The 13,728-nt window shown below is 48.1% G+C and carries 14 protein-coding genes, 1 pseudogene and 1 riboswitch; of the genes and pseudogenes, 2 read left to right on the top strand and 13 right to left on the bottom strand.

Annotation, left to right across the window (positions count from 1 at the left end; translation table 11 throughout):
• Window positions 1-122: 122 nt before the first annotated feature.
• The 3 genes and pseudogenes from TY10_RS27545 to TY10_RS27535 form a co-directional block, all read right to left on the bottom strand.
• Window positions 123-1,274, bottom strand: coding sequence for a 3D domain-containing protein (locus TY10_RS27545; RefSeq protein ID WP_042171194.1), 1,152 nt, complete (start codon window positions 1,272-1,274; stop codon window positions 123-125).
• Between the two features lie 256 nt (window positions 1,275-1,530).
• A riboswitch (cyclic di-AMP (ydaO/yuaA leader) is annotated at window positions 1,531-1,738 on the bottom strand.
• A gap of 184 nt (window positions 1,739-1,922) precedes the next feature.
• Window positions 1,923-2,697: pseudogene (locus TY10_RS27540) on the bottom strand (TatD family hydrolase).
• A gap of 85 nt (window positions 2,698-2,782) precedes the next feature.
• Entirely contained in the window at window positions 2,783-4,078 is a 1,296-nt protein-coding gene (locus TY10_RS27535) for an HD domain-containing protein (RefSeq protein ID WP_042171191.1), read from the bottom strand.
• Between the two features lie 281 nt (window positions 4,079-4,359).
• Between TY10_RS27535 and TY10_RS27530 the strand changes: the two genes are divergently transcribed.
• Window positions 4,360-4,614 carry an AbrB/MazE/SpoVT family DNA-binding domain-containing protein gene (locus TY10_RS27530; protein ID WP_028609554.1) on the top strand — a complete coding sequence of 85 codons (255 nt, stop codon included), beginning with the start codon at window positions 4,360-4,362 and terminating at the stop codon, window positions 4,612-4,614.
• 133 nt (window positions 4,615-4,747) lie between these two features.
• On the opposite strand, the gene rsmI is transcribed toward TY10_RS27530, so the two are convergent.
• The 10 genes from rsmI to TY10_RS27480 all read right to left on the bottom strand — a co-directional run bounded on the left by rsmI (window position 4,748) and on the right by TY10_RS27480 (window position 12,241).
• Window positions 4,748-5,647 (bottom strand): 16S rRNA (cytidine(1402)-2'-O)-methyltransferase, encoded by a 900-nt coding sequence (rsmI, locus tag TY10_RS27525; RefSeq protein WP_042171186.1) that lies wholly within the window; start codon window positions 5,645-5,647, stop codon window positions 4,748-4,750.
• Window positions 5,648-5,668: 21 nt separating this feature from the next.
• Window positions 5,669-6,379, bottom strand: a complete 711-nt coding sequence (locus TY10_RS27520; RefSeq protein WP_155986071.1) for a tRNA1(Val) (adenine(37)-N6)-methyltransferase — start codon at window positions 6,377-6,379, stop codon at window positions 5,669-5,671.
• Between the two features lie 57 nt (window positions 6,380-6,436).
• Window positions 6,437-6,871, bottom strand: coding sequence for an initiation-control protein YabA (locus tag TY10_RS27515; protein ID WP_042171183.1), 435 nt, complete (start codon window positions 6,869-6,871; stop codon window positions 6,437-6,439).
• Window positions 6,872-6,942: 71 nt separating this feature from the next.
• Window positions 6,943-7,746 (bottom strand): PSP1 domain-containing protein, encoded by an 804-nt coding sequence (locus tag TY10_RS27510; RefSeq protein ID WP_042171181.1) that lies wholly within the window; start codon window positions 7,744-7,746, stop codon window positions 6,943-6,945.
• A gap of 4 nt (window positions 7,747-7,750) precedes the next feature.
• Window positions 7,751-8,728, bottom strand: a complete 978-nt coding sequence (gene holB, locus TY10_RS27505; protein ID WP_042171179.1) for a DNA polymerase III subunit delta' — start codon at window positions 8,726-8,728, stop codon at window positions 7,751-7,753.
• 24 nt (window positions 8,729-8,752) lie between these two features.
• Window positions 8,753-9,196 carry a YaaR family protein gene (locus tag TY10_RS27500; RefSeq protein ID WP_042171176.1) on the bottom strand — a complete coding sequence of 148 codons (444 nt, stop codon included), beginning with the start codon at window positions 9,194-9,196 and terminating at the stop codon, window positions 8,753-8,755.
• Between the two features lie 17 nt (window positions 9,197-9,213).
• On the bottom strand, window positions 9,214-9,543 hold the full coding sequence (locus TY10_RS27495) for a cyclic-di-AMP receptor (protein ID WP_012772016.1): 330 nt from the start codon (window positions 9,541-9,543) through the stop codon (window positions 9,214-9,216).
• Window positions 9,544-9,591: 48 nt separating this feature from the next.
• A complete protein-coding gene (gene tmk / locus TY10_RS27490) occupies window positions 9,592-10,245 on the bottom strand; it encodes a dTMP kinase (RefSeq protein ID WP_042171171.1) in 654 nt (217 codons plus the stop codon).
• Between the two features lie 126 nt (window positions 10,246-10,371).
• Entirely contained in the window at window positions 10,372-11,958 is a 1,587-nt protein-coding gene (locus TY10_RS27485) for an aminotransferase class I/II-fold pyridoxal phosphate-dependent enzyme (protein WP_042171167.1), read from the bottom strand.
• Window positions 11,959-12,049: 91 nt separating this feature from the next.
• Complete coding sequence (locus TY10_RS27480) at window positions 12,050-12,241, bottom strand: sigma factor G inhibitor Gin (RefSeq protein WP_042171165.1); 192 nt, start codon at window positions 12,239-12,241, stop codon at window positions 12,050-12,052.
• Between the two features lie 229 nt (window positions 12,242-12,470).
• On the opposite strand from TY10_RS27480, the gene TY10_RS27475 reads away from it, so the two are divergent.
• Window positions 12,471-13,001: a hypothetical protein gene (locus TY10_RS27475; protein WP_042171162.1), complete on the top strand. Its 531-nt coding sequence runs from the start codon at window positions 12,471-12,473 to the stop codon at window positions 12,999-13,001.
• Window positions 13,002-13,728 lie beyond the last annotated feature (727 nt).

The raw sequence follows: 13,728 nt of genomic DNA, 5'->3' as shown, positions 1-13,728 counted from the left end.
AGCGGCAGCCGCCGTCTAGACTTATATACGTGAAAATACAAAAAAGAAGAGGCAATGCCCCTTCTTATCATATAAGGCTTTATAAGTTTTTCCAATACAAATCGACTTATATTCCTTGCACGCTAGCTTGATGTCGGTTTATTTGGTCCAAGAACGTATACCGTGTAGCCCTTCTTGCGCCCAAACTTATTCGCCAGCTTGGAGCTGTCGAAATAAACGTCGATCTTACTGCCCTTAATGGCACTGCCCGTATCTTCAGCCCGGCGGAAGCCGATTCCTTCGATATAGACCCACCAGCCGATCGGAATGACTTTCGGATCGACCGCGATCGTGCGGCCTTCCTGAACCTTCGTCCCGGAGGCGGTAATGCCAAATTGCGGATGGCTCTCGTCTTTGCCCGTAGACTCCATGTCTGCGGTATAAGCCGTCAGCGTTACATTATTCAATATCTTCTTGGCTTTGAACGAAACACCGCGTTTCGTGAACGTCGCCAGAGTAGCTCCGCCGTTATTGGATAACGTCTTCACTTTAGGCTCTGGTTTTTTCGTTCCGATCGCAACAACCTGGTTGACCGCTTTCGCTTCAACAACCTTGTTTACGATCTTCTGAGATACGAGAACTCCATTCTCGTATTGCCTTTGTACATGTTCGACGACAAGACCCTCTTTGCCGGTCTGCACCAGCTTCTCTTTACCCTCTTCGAGGTTCGGGTCTTGCTTTTTCACGATCGAGAATGGCGTAACTCTCTCCGATTCAGACACTTTCGTATCAACGCGAGTAACGGTGACCGTCATCGCATCTGCAACCAGCGTGCCTCTAGAAGGTGTTACCCGATCCTGATCGCGCACAGCAATATTTAATTCTCCAATCGCTGCTTCGACTGTCTTCTCCGTCGTGTACACCGTTGATGTCTTGCCGTCCGCTACTACAACGACCGGTACCGCGAGCTTAATCTCGATTCGGTCACCGTCTTTGATTGACGCATTGAGAGGTACGGATACCTTGTCATGCGGGCCAATCGTAATAGCTTGTTCATCCAGTAGGCGTTGCAGGACCCATTGTTTTGTTTTCACAACGGTTTCTTGTCCATTCACCACTACGGATACGCTTTTGTCAGCCGTTCCGTACAACAACACCAAAAACATGAAAGTCATAGCGATTGAGATAATGGCACTCAAAAGAATCAAACGCAAGTTTTCATGCTTCCATCGCAATGCGAAAGACATGCTGGATGATCGTTTCCCATGGGTCTCCTTAGCTTGGATAATGCCCACTTCATCGGTCCTCCTTCATAGCCCCGCCGCCCTTGTGTGACGCATGATCATAATAGACGCGACTATTAAGTATATTGGCGTGCAAGCACGCTCCAGTGCATTTCCTATGTTCTCGCAGCCTCCCACCCCCTGAGACTTACCCTATGTCGACCTTTTCCGAGTTATTCAGAAAATAAAAAGAAGCCGTCGACAGAGGATCTGTTTCGTGGCTTCCCGGATTGTCGGTAGACTTCAGGAATGGTGAATGCACGAGATTGATCGCTCTCTATTTACGCTTACGAGGTTAGCTGTCGGATTCGGGCAAGAGAGCTGCCCTATCGACGGTCGAATGCTCATGGCAATCGCCGCCAAATTCACCCCATTGAGAAACATCAAAAGCTCGTCACTGCCAAGCCGTCGATGGCTGCAGATTCGATGCCTGGTTCCCCCGCTTTCCGGTTCCGGAAATTAAGCGTCAACTGGAAATCCAATACAAAAACTTAAAGCTCTGAAATGAATCATACCTTCACGGGCCACCTGTTGTAAAGAAGCGATAAAAGACGATTTTAGCTAAATTTCTGGATTATGACGGAAAAGAGAGCCGATTTTCGCAATAAAAATCAGTTTTATCGCCTGAAAGGTCTCTCAATCTTTGTTTTTTGGCCTTTTTTATACAATACCAAAACATTTTTTACCGTTTTCCATCGTAATTTTTGCAATTTCATCCACTGTTTTTCCTGTTATTTCTGCTGCAGCCTCCGCTACATAGGTCACAAATGCAGTCTCATTTCTCTTCCCTCTAAATGGATGTGGAGACAAATAAGGGGAATCTGTTTCGATCAAAAGCCGGTCTAATGGAACCCTTTCCAAAACCTCTTTTGGCACCCTTGCATTTTTGAAAGTGACGGGTCCGCCGAATGAAATATAGAAGTTCATATCGAGGCATTTTTCGAGCCGTTTCCCAGCTCCCGGAGAAGCAGTGCATGACTCCTCCAACCTCTGCCGCATTTTCTTCCTTAAGCAGCTTAACAATATCCTCATGCGCATCACGATTATGGATGACAATGGGCTTGCCCACCTTGCGGGCGAGTTGAATCTGCTCCCTGAAAACCCGTTGCTGCACGTCTTTGGGCGATGTATCCCAGTGATAGTCCAGCCCGATTTCTCCAATTGCCACCACTTTCGGATGCGAGCATAGCTCTTCAATCCATTCCAGATCTCCCGGCTGCATATCGATGCTGTCTACCGGATGCCAGCCAACGGCTGCGTAGACGAAATCATACTGCTCAGCGAGCGCCAGCGTCGTCGGGATCGTCTCCCGGTTGAAGCCGATATTGAGCATCAAATCTACGCCAGCCTCCCTTGCACGGTTGATCGCTTCAACGCGGTCGCTGTCGAATTTGGAGCTGTCCATATGCGTATGTGTGTCGAATAAAGAAATCATTTTCTAACCTTCTCCTTCTATATATATGTAATCGGAATGGCTGTCCCAGTTATGGGCGTATGGGCGCATTTTCCAGGTGCATGTCTTAGAGCTTGAACAACTCTCTTACAGCAAGGCTAAGCTTGGTTCCGGCCTCAATAAGCAGCTCCTCCGGATAATACAAATGATACTCCCCTTGATGCAGTCCGGTGATCGATCGTACAATGTCGGATTTAGCGGAGATTTCGGTTAAACGATCTTGCTCGTCGAGCAGCAAAATCGGTGTTTTCTCCTCTTTTCCACCTTTTTTCGAGTCCGGACGGTATACGTCATAAGGCTGGTCAAACGGGAAATCGATCTCCATATGATACTCTGGATTTAAGCCGATTGAAGCGAACTGCAAACTTATTTCTTCTAATAAAGTATCGTCAGGATTGGTCATCGTAATGTACTTGTAAAGACGGCGATTTAAGAAGCGGTTGCACAGCTCTGCAAGCAGCGCATCCCCCTCATCCTCCCAGTGGAGAAATGCAGCTTGCACATACGCTTCATCCAGCTTTAAGTAGGACTTAACCGTAATGGTTCCATCCAGCAGCTGCTTGATCGGTTCAGGCATCCACTCGAAACGATAATTTTGTTCAAAAAGCTCCTTCGCCCGGCGGAAAATTTGCCGCAAAATAATTTCCGAGCTTCTTGTCACGGGATGGAAGTAAATCTGCCAATACATCTGATAGCGTGACATTAGATAATGCTCAACGGCATGCATGCCGCTCTCTTTCACGACGATTTTGCCCTGAACGGGGCGAAGCACACGCAGTATCCGTTCTAGGTCGAAATTTCCATAATGAACGCCGGTGAAATAAGCATCCCGCAGTAAATAGTCCATACGATCAGCATCCATCTGACTGGAGATAAGACTGATGACAATCGGATTCGGGTAGGTCTTCTGAATGACCGCGGCTACCTTGTCTGGAAAATCATCACATACCTGCTTCAGAACACGATTAATTTCCGTATCCTCCAATAAAATACTGCAGGTCCATTCCTCATGATGCGTATCGAATACCTCTTCGAGCGAATGAGAAAAGGGACCGTGCCCTAGATCATGAAGCAATGCCGCACATAAAGCTAGCAGCTTCTCCTCTCTTGGCCAACCAGGATAGTCATTGCGTTCGAACTGGGAAATAATTTTTCTCGTTATCTCATACACGCCTAACGAATGGGAGAATCTGCTATGTTCGGCGCCATGGAAAGTTAAGTAAGAAGTTCCCAATTGACGAATGCGTCTTAGCCGTTGAAACTCTTTCGTGTTGATCAAATCCCAGATCGTCTGATCCTGCACATAAATGTATTTATGGACGGGATCCTTGAACACTTTCTCTTCGGTTATATACGGATTCATTTCGCCAATTCAACTCCCTTTTGTTCATATTTTCGACACAATGCCATGCTAAAATGTCGAATAGTGTCGTAATTTAGTTTCCAAAATGTCGAAGCTGTTGTATTCTATAGTAAGATTAATATGACCTTACTATATAGTCAAATCTATTGACTTCTTGTAATCATTCTAATAATGATGGTTGACTATTCTGGTAATCGTTGGTATTATAGTAGACACAAATAGAAAAAATATGTCGAATAGTGACGAAATCAAATCACTTTTTGAGAGGGGAAACAAAAGCTATGATGAAATCTACAGGTATTGTTCGTAAGGTTGACGAATTGGGGCGCGTTGTTATTCCAATTGAATTGCGCCGCACACTGGGAATCGGTGAGAAAGATGCCCTCGAGATTTATGTAGATGGCGAACGCATCATGTTGAAGAAATACGAGCCGGCATGCATCTTCTGTGGTAACGCAGAGAACGTATCTTACTTCAAAGGTAAAATTGTTTGCCATATTTGTCTATCGGAAATGCCGACTCCTGTGACAAAATAAGAAATATAGGTTATAATAGAAATACTTCACTTGTTAATTCTAACCTTTTTATACTCCTTTATGCCTTCCTGTGCTAGAACCCGGCCAGGAAGGTCTTTTTTTTACCCAAAAAAGCCTATACCGCAGCGATCGATTAACGATTCACTGCGTTATAGACATCCCGCTTCGGCAAACCGCGATCAACGGCTGCCAGCTTAATCGCTTCCTTGCGGCCATGCTCCGCCTCGTAATGGGCGACATGATCCTCTAGCTCAAGAGATTTCCACCATATCTCGGCTTCTTCCTCTGTTCCAGATGACCTTCCCGCTTCGGCTGCAGCGTCTGCCCCTTCTATAATGAGACAGTACTCTCCGAGTGGCGGATGCTCCTGTATCCAGGCGATGCATTCCGATAAAGTACCTCTTGCTGCTTCTTCATGCCGCTTCGTTAACTCCCGAATCATCGCAATCCGTCGATCACCTAGTTGCTCCAGCATCGCTTCCAGCGTCTTACGCAGCCGATGCGGCGATTCATACGTCATCAACGTGCCGTTTTGCGATTTCAACGCGCTTAGCCACTTCGTCAGCGACTTTTTGTCCCGCGGCGGAAATCCGGTAAAGACGAATTTCTCCGTCGACAGACCTGAAATAATAAGCGCCGACAGAGCAGCATTCGCTCCCGGTATCGGCACTACCTTAATACCTGATGCGACTGCGTCTGCTACAAGATCTGCACCGGGGTCAGAGACAGCGGGCAAACCTGCATCGCTTACGAGAGCAATCGATTGACCTTCTTCCAGAAGCCGCATCAGCTCTGGACCGCTCGCTTGCTTATTATGCTCGTGATAGCTGACAATCCGCGTCGCAATTTCAAAGTGAGTCAGCAGCTTACGTGTCTGGCGCGTATCCTCTGCCGCAATTAATGATACTTCCTTCAACGTACGAATCGCACGAAATGTCATATCCTCTAAATTGCCGATCGGTGTCGCTACCAAATATAACGTCCCTTTTATTTCTTGTCCCTGATCTGAAAAGCTTTTTTGTATGCTTATCATTTTCGTCCCTCCTTTGCTTTCTTATTCATAGACCATAACGGGAGGCAGCACTCGAAGCTCCGGCCTTCCATCGCGAATAGCTTCTATTAATACCATATTCGCCTCGCCTTTGGCATTGGGATGAATAAACTGCACCCGTTTCGGTTCAAGCCGGTATTTGCGCATCGTCTCCATAATATCGATAAACCGGGATGGGCGATGTACCATTGCTACTTTTCCGCCTGACCGAACAAGTCTGGCGCTAGCATGAACGACGTCCTCCAGTGTGCAATGCACCTCGTGCCTGGCAATCGAATAATGCTCATTTTCATTGGAATCGCCGGCCTTAACCGCCATATAGGGAGGATTAACGGTAACCGCATCGTAGACGCCATTGCCCGCTTCCTTCATATATTGGCGAAGATCGGCTTCGATAATCTTTATTTGCTCATCCAGCTTATTCATAGCGACGCTTCTGCGGGCCATATCAGCCAATCTCGGCTGAATTTCCACGGCGTCTATACTGGCTTTCGTCCGCGTCGTCAGCAGCATCGGAATGACTCCGTTGCCTGAACAAAGATCGATGATCCGTCCGCGCTTCGGAACCGTTGCAAATTTGGAGAGAAGAACAGCATCCAGCGAGAAGCTGAATACTTCCCGGCTCTGTATAATTTTCAAACCCGTCTCCGTCATTAAATCATCAATTCGCTCATTCGCTTCAAGTTTGATCTCCATCTGCTCTTCCACGTCCATATAGCTCCTCTGACATAAAGATACCGTCCTCTTCTTGCAAGGACGGTAAATGTTCGGTTATTTATTCAAGAAAGATAAACAGAACAAGCAATCGCCCTCTGTCCGAAGATGTCCATAGTACACATTGCATATATGGAAACCTTCATGATAGAGTCTGGCCAGATTGTCATGGCCTTCTCCGACAGCTTGCTGCGAGGACTCGAATGGGTCGAGCCCGTCCGAATGATCTGCCGTGCTGACTTCATGTGAAGCAGCTTCGGTTTGCCGTTTCGGCTTGGCTTCCGCAGTCTCCGTTCTCGCTGCGGAAGCTGCCTGCACGGGGACTGTCTCGCGTTTTAAAATTTTACGCAGCTGGCTATTTTCTAAGCTTAGTCGCTTATTCTCCTCCAGCAGCTGTTTGACCCGCTGCTTCAGTGCGCCTAATTCGGTATGGAATTGTCCCATCCGAGTGTCCAGCTCATCCATTTGTTCGAAGATCTCTTTTTTCTCCAAGTTTCCACCCCAGAGCATCAAACATAGTTAAGCATCAACGGCGGTCGCCGTTATTGGCTGCATTGCCTTTCTTATTTCACTACGACATCGTCCATCGAAAGTTCCTTCGCTTTGCCAGATACATCAAATAGCTGGACATATACCGATTTCGTGGAAGCATTGATGCCAGTAACCTTGCCTTCACCGAAAGATGTTACTACAATCTTCCCGACAGCGGGAAGCTCTTCGCGAATGCTTTCGTAATTGTCATGCTCGTACTTCAAGCAGCACATAAGACGGCCGCATAATCCGGAAATTTTCGTCGGATTGAGCGATAAATTCTGGTCTTTGGCCATTTTAATAGATACAGGCTCAAAGTCTCCCAGCCATGACGAGCAGCATAACACTCGTCCGCATGGTCCAATTCCGCCAAGCATCTTCGCCTCGTCACGTACACCGATCTGCCGAAGCTCGATCCGGGTGCGAAACACGCTGGCCAAATCCTTTACCAGCTCGCGGAAGTCAACTCGGCCTTCAGCTGTAAAATAAAAAATGATTTTGTTGCGGTCGAAGGTGAACTCGACATCAACTAGCTTCATTTTCAGCTGATGATCCTTTATCTTGTCCAAGCAGGTAGCAAACGCATTCTTAGCTGCGGAGCGATTCTCTTCCACAACCTTGGCGTCCACATCGCTTGCGATACGAATCACTTTCTTTAACGGGAGGACGACATCTGATTCACCGACTTCTTTTTGTCCTACCACAACTTTACCGTACTCGATACCCCTCGCCGTCTCGACAATGACATGCTGGTCCTTGTCCACCGGATGCAAGGCCGGATCAAAGTAGTAAATCTTGCCCGCTTTCTTAAAGCGGACGCCGACGACATTATACAAGGATTTAGCCCTCCTGTAGGTTTACCAATAATTGCTCCAATGCAAGTTGAGGCGCTACATTAGAACGTATGCGCTTACCCGCTTCAAGCGTATGCTCAATACAGGCCACCCATCCCTCGATCGGACGGCTGAACGCATGCTTGCTTATCCACTCCAACTGATCTATATAAACGATGCTTTCTTGTCTTCCAGCTTGAAATTGAATCATGTCTTTGAACCATAAAACGAATAGTGATAGCAACAGCTGTGGATTGTTCGCCAAATCCGTCTTAATAAACTGCTGCTGAATGGAAATCATTGCCGCGGTGAATCGGGTCAGACTCTCCTTCCCTAATTGTATCACTACGTTTCTGATTTCTGCAAACTGATTCTGCTGGATGATTTCTCTAGCCCCATCCAATCCGGAGCTGAGCTGCACCGCCGCGCGGGCTAATGTCGGGGATATTCCTTCGTCTATCAAAGCCTGCAGCATCTCATTTGGCGAGAATGGCAGAAAAGGTACCCACTGCGCACGCGACCGGATCGTTGGGAGGACGGCTTGTCCATTATCGGTTATTAAAATCGCTACTACTGGAGATAGCGGCTCTTCCAAAAATTTAAGCAAGCTGTTTGCAGCTTGAACCGTCATTTTTTCCGCTCGCTCGATCATATATATTTTGCGTTTTGTGCCGCTGCCCCGGTAGGCAAGCTCGCGCTGCAGATCACGAATTTGCTCGATCTTAATTGATTGTCCGTCCGGCTCAATTCGCAGCAGATCCGGCTGGTTGCCGTTCTCGAACTTGCGGCATTCCAGACACTGATCGCAAGCGTCATCACCGCCTGAGGTGCAAAACAACGCTTTTGCAAATGCCCGGGCCAGCGCCATCCTTCCCGTTCCGGCAGGTCCGTTAAATAAATAAGCATGCGATACTTTGCCGCTTTGAAGAGCATGCTTTAATATTCGCTTCGCTTTCCATTGTCCGGCTACTTGTTCCATGCTCATTGCACTTCGCTACCCTTCCTTCTTTTAAAACAATAGATTAATGAGCATACCGCGGATTTCGCCAATCCGCCCAAGCAGCTCAATACGTCCCTGTTCGCTGTCCAGCAGCTCTTCAGCCATCGAGACAAGCGCCTCATCAATCTCGTCCAGCAGCTTGTACCGTTTCGTCCGGCCTCTGCGGTCGAAACCGCGAAGCTCCTTCAGACCAATGCCCCGGCGAACCGTATCCTCGAGGAAACGCTTCACCATCTGGCGATAGAGCTTAAGCTCGCGGACAGTCATCGTCCTAGCGAGCCTCTCGCCCTGATTATGAATATCCTGCAGCTTCTGCTGCAGCTGTTCCTGCGTACGCTGCGCATCCTGCTGTACCATGGCGTCAGCAAAGCTTTTCATCTGCACTGGCTTCGTCGCAGTATCAGCGTTCGTACGGCTTTGCCCCAGCGGACGATAACCTGAATCAATCTTCATCGCTGCTCACGCCCATTTCAGAAATGTTCGAACCGTTCCACCGGTACGACGAATACGGCTGCGCCGCCTACTTGCACTTCAACAGGGAATGGAATATAGGAATCCGTTGAGCCACCGATCGGCGAGACAGGCGTAACCAGTTGATCTCTTACTTTGCAATTGGAGCTAATGACTTGAAGCACCTCATGAACACGCTCATCCTCAATCCCGATCATGAATGTCGTATTGCCTGCTCTTAGAAAACCGCCTGTACTGGCAAGCTTGGTCGCTCTGAATCCATCCTTCACCAACGCATTGGACAACCGATTGCTGTCTTTATCCTGCACGATCGCAATGACTAATTTCATCCTCATACCTCCTGTTTTAGATGGTTTTATCGTTCTTTTTGCTTCTTCTTATACCCCGTCAGCGACGAAAAAGGAGGCAAATCTGGTGTCGATAACCGCCATAGCTTCCTTATAGACAACCTCCCGGGTGTTCTCGGCCTGAAGCTTAACGATCCGATCCGGATATTCCGCCAGCAACAGGCGATAGCCTTCGCGTACCTTTTCGTGGAAAGCAAGCGACTCCAGATCGAGACGGTTCACTTCCCGTTCCGCGGCTTGGCTGATCCGGTTGAGCCCGACTACAGGATCTATGTCCATGTAGATCGTCAGGTGAGGCATAAGGCCATTAATCGCAAATTGATTAATCGACCATACTTCCTCCATTCCTAACCCGCGGGCATGACCTTGATAAGCTAAGCTGCTGTCGACGAATCGATCACAGATAACGATCTTGCCGGCTTCAAGCGCTGGAATGACTTTCTCGACGAGATGCTGCCGGCGTGCCGCTGCATACAGAAGCGCTTCCGTCCGGGCATCCATCTCTGTGTGACTGCGGTTGAGAATGACCGCGCGGATCTGTTCGGCGATTGGTATGCCGCCCGGCTCACGTGTAATCACGGCGGTTTTCCCCCGCTGCTGCATCGTATGCGAGATGCGCTCGATCAGTGTAGTTTTGCCGGAACCTTCTCCGCCTTCTATTGTAATGAAAATTCCCTTGTTCAACGTCTTATGCTCCTGATTCGTAATAAACCTTCTATATAAAAGGCAATACGTTTTGCCTTACTACCATTCTAGCAAAGCCTATACCCATGTCAATGAGAATTGCCTCATATCCCTTAACATTTCCCATCATTCCTGGACTTCTATCGTCTGCATAGACGGGTCTGAGGCGCCTTGAAACTTCGCCCCGTGCTTAGCAAGGTGATTAATCTGGCGAATGGACGCCTCCGTTATTCTCTCTCCCGCATAGAGAACAGGAATTCCTGGAGGATACGGTACTACCATCTCAGCAGCACAGCGGCCTGCCGCCTCCGCTAGCCTTACCCGGGAAATAGAGTCAGCAGCTTTTCTGGAAAAAGAAATCGGCTCCGCCACAGCTTGGACTTCTGCTAGATTTCCTGTTTGAATTTCTTCTAATAGAACTGCAGATTGAAATTCTGCTTCCTTCTCAGTTGCAGCCTGTGATGATGAATAGGGTTCCCCATTTAATAGCTTCTGTTGGGGTTCGGATATTACTTGCGATGCCGCTGCATGGCTAGCGATACGTGCCTCAATCATTATGCAGGCATTCATTAAACGCTCTACATCCTGTATAGAGGTCTGAATACCGAACACTAGTACAACATACCGGGGGTCGGCCATCTCCGCCCAACAGCCTTGCTCCTCAAGCAGCCGCTGCAGCTCAAATCCGGAATGATTGCCCGTTATATCCGTAATCAGAATACGAAGCGGATCAAGCTGGTTGTAAGCTGATGATTGCTCATCGGGATAAAGAGTTGTCAGCCAATTTGGATTTCGCTCCGCTAACCAATTCCTGAAAGCCGCAGCAGCCTGAATGCCTGGTTCAAACCATTTCTCACGGTGGCGTTCAATCATTGCTCGGGAAATATCGAGTGAAGCCATGATTGGAAAAGAAGGACTAGAGCTCTGTATAGTGGCCAGAGCCTGCCGTATTGCAGCTCTCGGAAGCCTCTCTCCTTGCATATGGAGCATTGCGCCCATCGTGAGTGCAGTCAGTGTCTTATGCGTAGACTGCACCACTGCATCGGCTCCTGACTGGATAGCCGATTCTGGCAAAAGCGGATGAAAGCCGTAGTGGGCGCCATGCGCCTCGTCTACGAGCAGTATTTTACCCTGTTCATGTATTAAATCTGAGTACGGCCTCAGCCTCACGCTCATACCGTAGTAATTGGGATTGGTAAGAAAGACGGCTTTTGCCTCCGGATATTGAGCAAGTGCTTGGCTAATGGAAGCCAACGATGGCAGCGTCGCAATGCTTGTCCGCTCGTCAATCTGGGGCATGATGAATACCGCGCGCGCGCCTGCCAGCTTTAACCCGTTAATCACGGATTTATGAACGTTCCGCTGAACGATGATAATGTCGCCGGGATCGCACACGCCGAGCAGCAAGGCTAAATTCCCTGAGGTGCTGCCGCCTACGAGAAAGCAAGTTTCCTCCGCTCCAAAGCAAGCTGCAGCCAGCTGCTGGGCTTCCGCAATAGCAGCCTCTGGGTGATGCAGATCATCCGTAACGGAAAGTTCCGTGACATCCAGCTGCATGATAGCTTGAAACGCGGCTTTTTCCGGTTCGATGCTGCTGCTGGAGCCTTCGCCGAAAATTGAGCCATACCGATGCCCCGGTACGTGGAAGCTTGCAGGCCGTTGATCAGCAAGCTTCCTCAGCGAATCAAATAGCGGTGCATATAATCGGTCCATAGCAGTAGTTTTTCCTCTCTATTTGCGTCTTTCTTCTATTGTATCTCAAGTTTGGGGCAAAAAAAGAGCGGCTTCTGGCAACAGAGTCCGCTCATGCATTTTTTTCGATAAAGATTTGTTTCATCTGATGAATAAAAAAAGGATATTTAGCGTCCTGTACGTCGGTACGGACCATCTCGACCTCGCAGCTATCGCATATAAATTCGGTTACGATGCAAATCCCTTCACCCTCGGCCTTATGTTGGCCGCATATAATACAGTGCAGTCGGCGATCTTCTGTCATCACGCTATTCCACCTTCCTGTATATCTATATAGCTACTATTATGGCATATATTCTAGCGGTTTATACTTCTTTCATAGTCCATTTTCAAATATTTCTATATCGTATGCGGCATCCGCCCATTTGGTGATTGCTACAGCAGCTGATTTTTTATCGTGATGCTATGGACAGATATTGCGATTAAGCCGATATACTATTAGATACTGTTTTGTTAAGGGGGAACGTTAACCGGTGCGCCAATCGTTATCCGATCAATCATCCGCTACCGTGTACCAATATAGACTTGTTAAAAGAAAGCTTATACAGCCTGAGCTCGTATCCAGTCATATCCTGACCGCTGCTATCCTTTTTGGATTTGAATTGCTCGTATATGGAATGCAAGGCGTGTTTAGCTGGCTATTCGGTTTCGCTGTTGTACAAGTCATTCACCTTGCCATCTTGCTGCTCACATTCATCCGAGTGGACGAAGCTGTCGACCGTAAATGGAAGTGGGGCATTACCCCTCCCTGGTTTGGCTTCAAGCCAGCCAATGATATTCGTCTGAAGCTCTTCCGCCGCGTTCACCGCCATCTGTTCTGGATCGGCCTGTGCGTCGCCTGTATTATGTATCCTTGGCTGCATGAATCGCTTATGATCAGCATCATCTTCTGGCATTTCTGGCTTCTTGTCCCGCGTATGCTGCTTTCATTCGTCTTTCGCCGCCAAGAGAAGGACGGCGTACTTCGCCTGCAAAAGTTCGAAGCCTCCTATTATCATCGGTAGACTCAATTATGTGAGCCTGCTCTGCCTTGCTGAAGCGAGGGTGGGACAGGCTTCAATTGCCAAATACGCTAAAACAAGCCTCCGCTGCGCGTAAACCAGCCTCCGCTGCGCGAAACGGCCCATGCTACCGTTCTTGCTTCCATCCCCCGCCGCTAACCCGGCTCCATCATCTATGAAAGCATCGAAAAGTCATCCTGGACTCGTTTCGCTCCGCTCCTGCCTTACACACTAGCTCCTTTTCCAGAGTTCCCTGACTTACTCTAGCGTTTTCACGCTCATCGAGCGAACAAAATGTAAAAGTACAGTTTGTTTGGCTCAAATTCGGCCAAAATGGCCATCAACATGCAAAAGTGCAGTTTGATTCGGCTTCTTGAGGTCATTTCGGCGATTTTACCCCTTTTCACCTGCACTTTTACATTTTGAAGGCTGTTTAAGGCGTTTTTTGCTTCATCAACATGTACTTTTGCATTTTGATCGGGCTTGTTCGGGTTTAGGGAGTCATGTGTAACACTTTTCTGCCTACATGTGCGAGTAAGGTTAGTTGTCGGAGTCAGAGCTAGTACACTTGGTTACTTTATAGGGCTCTACTAGAGAGCTTAGGAGGTACGATAGATGGAGGAGCAGTTGGGATATAGAATCCTTGTTCCTTCACTGCTTTCCTATCGAGAGGTTGGAGCGCTTATTTGCTATGAGTGATGGAGATACAGATCGTTAGAAAGTCTGAGGG

Origin of the sequence: Paenibacillus gorillae, from assembly GCF_000513275.1 — a bacterium.
Classification (GTDB): Bacteria; Bacillota; Bacilli; order Paenibacillales; family Paenibacillaceae; genus Pristimantibacillus; species Pristimantibacillus gorillae.
Note: the sequence above shows the minus strand (reverse complement) of the source record. Positions and strands in the feature narration are given on the sequence as shown.

Coding starts and splice junctions, on each gene's coding strand:
- TY10_RS27480 (WP_042171165.1), bottom strand. CDS start 12,241: ATGACAGAAGATCGCCGACTGCACTGTATTATATGCGGCCAACATAAG.
- TY10_RS27535 (WP_042171191.1), bottom strand. CDS start 4,078: ATGAATCCGTATATAACCGAAGAGAAAGTGTTCAAGGATCCCGTCCAT.
- rsmI (WP_042171186.1), bottom strand. CDS start 5,647: ATGATAAGCATACAAAAAAGCTTTTCAGATCAGGGACAAGAAATAAAA.
- TY10_RS27530 (WP_028609554.1), top strand. CDS start 4,360: ATGATGAAATCTACAGGTATTGTTCGTAAGGTTGACGAATTGGGGCGC.
- TY10_RS27485 (WP_042171167.1), bottom strand. CDS start 11,958: ATGGACCGATTATATGCACCGCTATTTGATTCGCTGAGGAAGCTTGCT.
- TY10_RS27500 (WP_042171176.1), bottom strand. CDS start 9,196: ATGAAGATTGATTCAGGTTATCGTCCGCTGGGGCAAAGCCGTACGAAC.
- TY10_RS27520 (WP_155986071.1), bottom strand. CDS start 6,379: ATGGACGTGGAAGAGCAGATGGAGATCAAACTTGAAGCGAATGAGCGA.
- holB (WP_042171179.1), bottom strand. CDS start 8,728: ATGAGCATGGAACAAGTAGCCGGACAATGGAAAGCGAAGCGAATATTA.
- TY10_RS27495 (WP_012772016.1), bottom strand. CDS start 9,543: ATGAAATTAGTCATTGCGATCGTGCAGGATAAAGACAGCAATCGGTTG.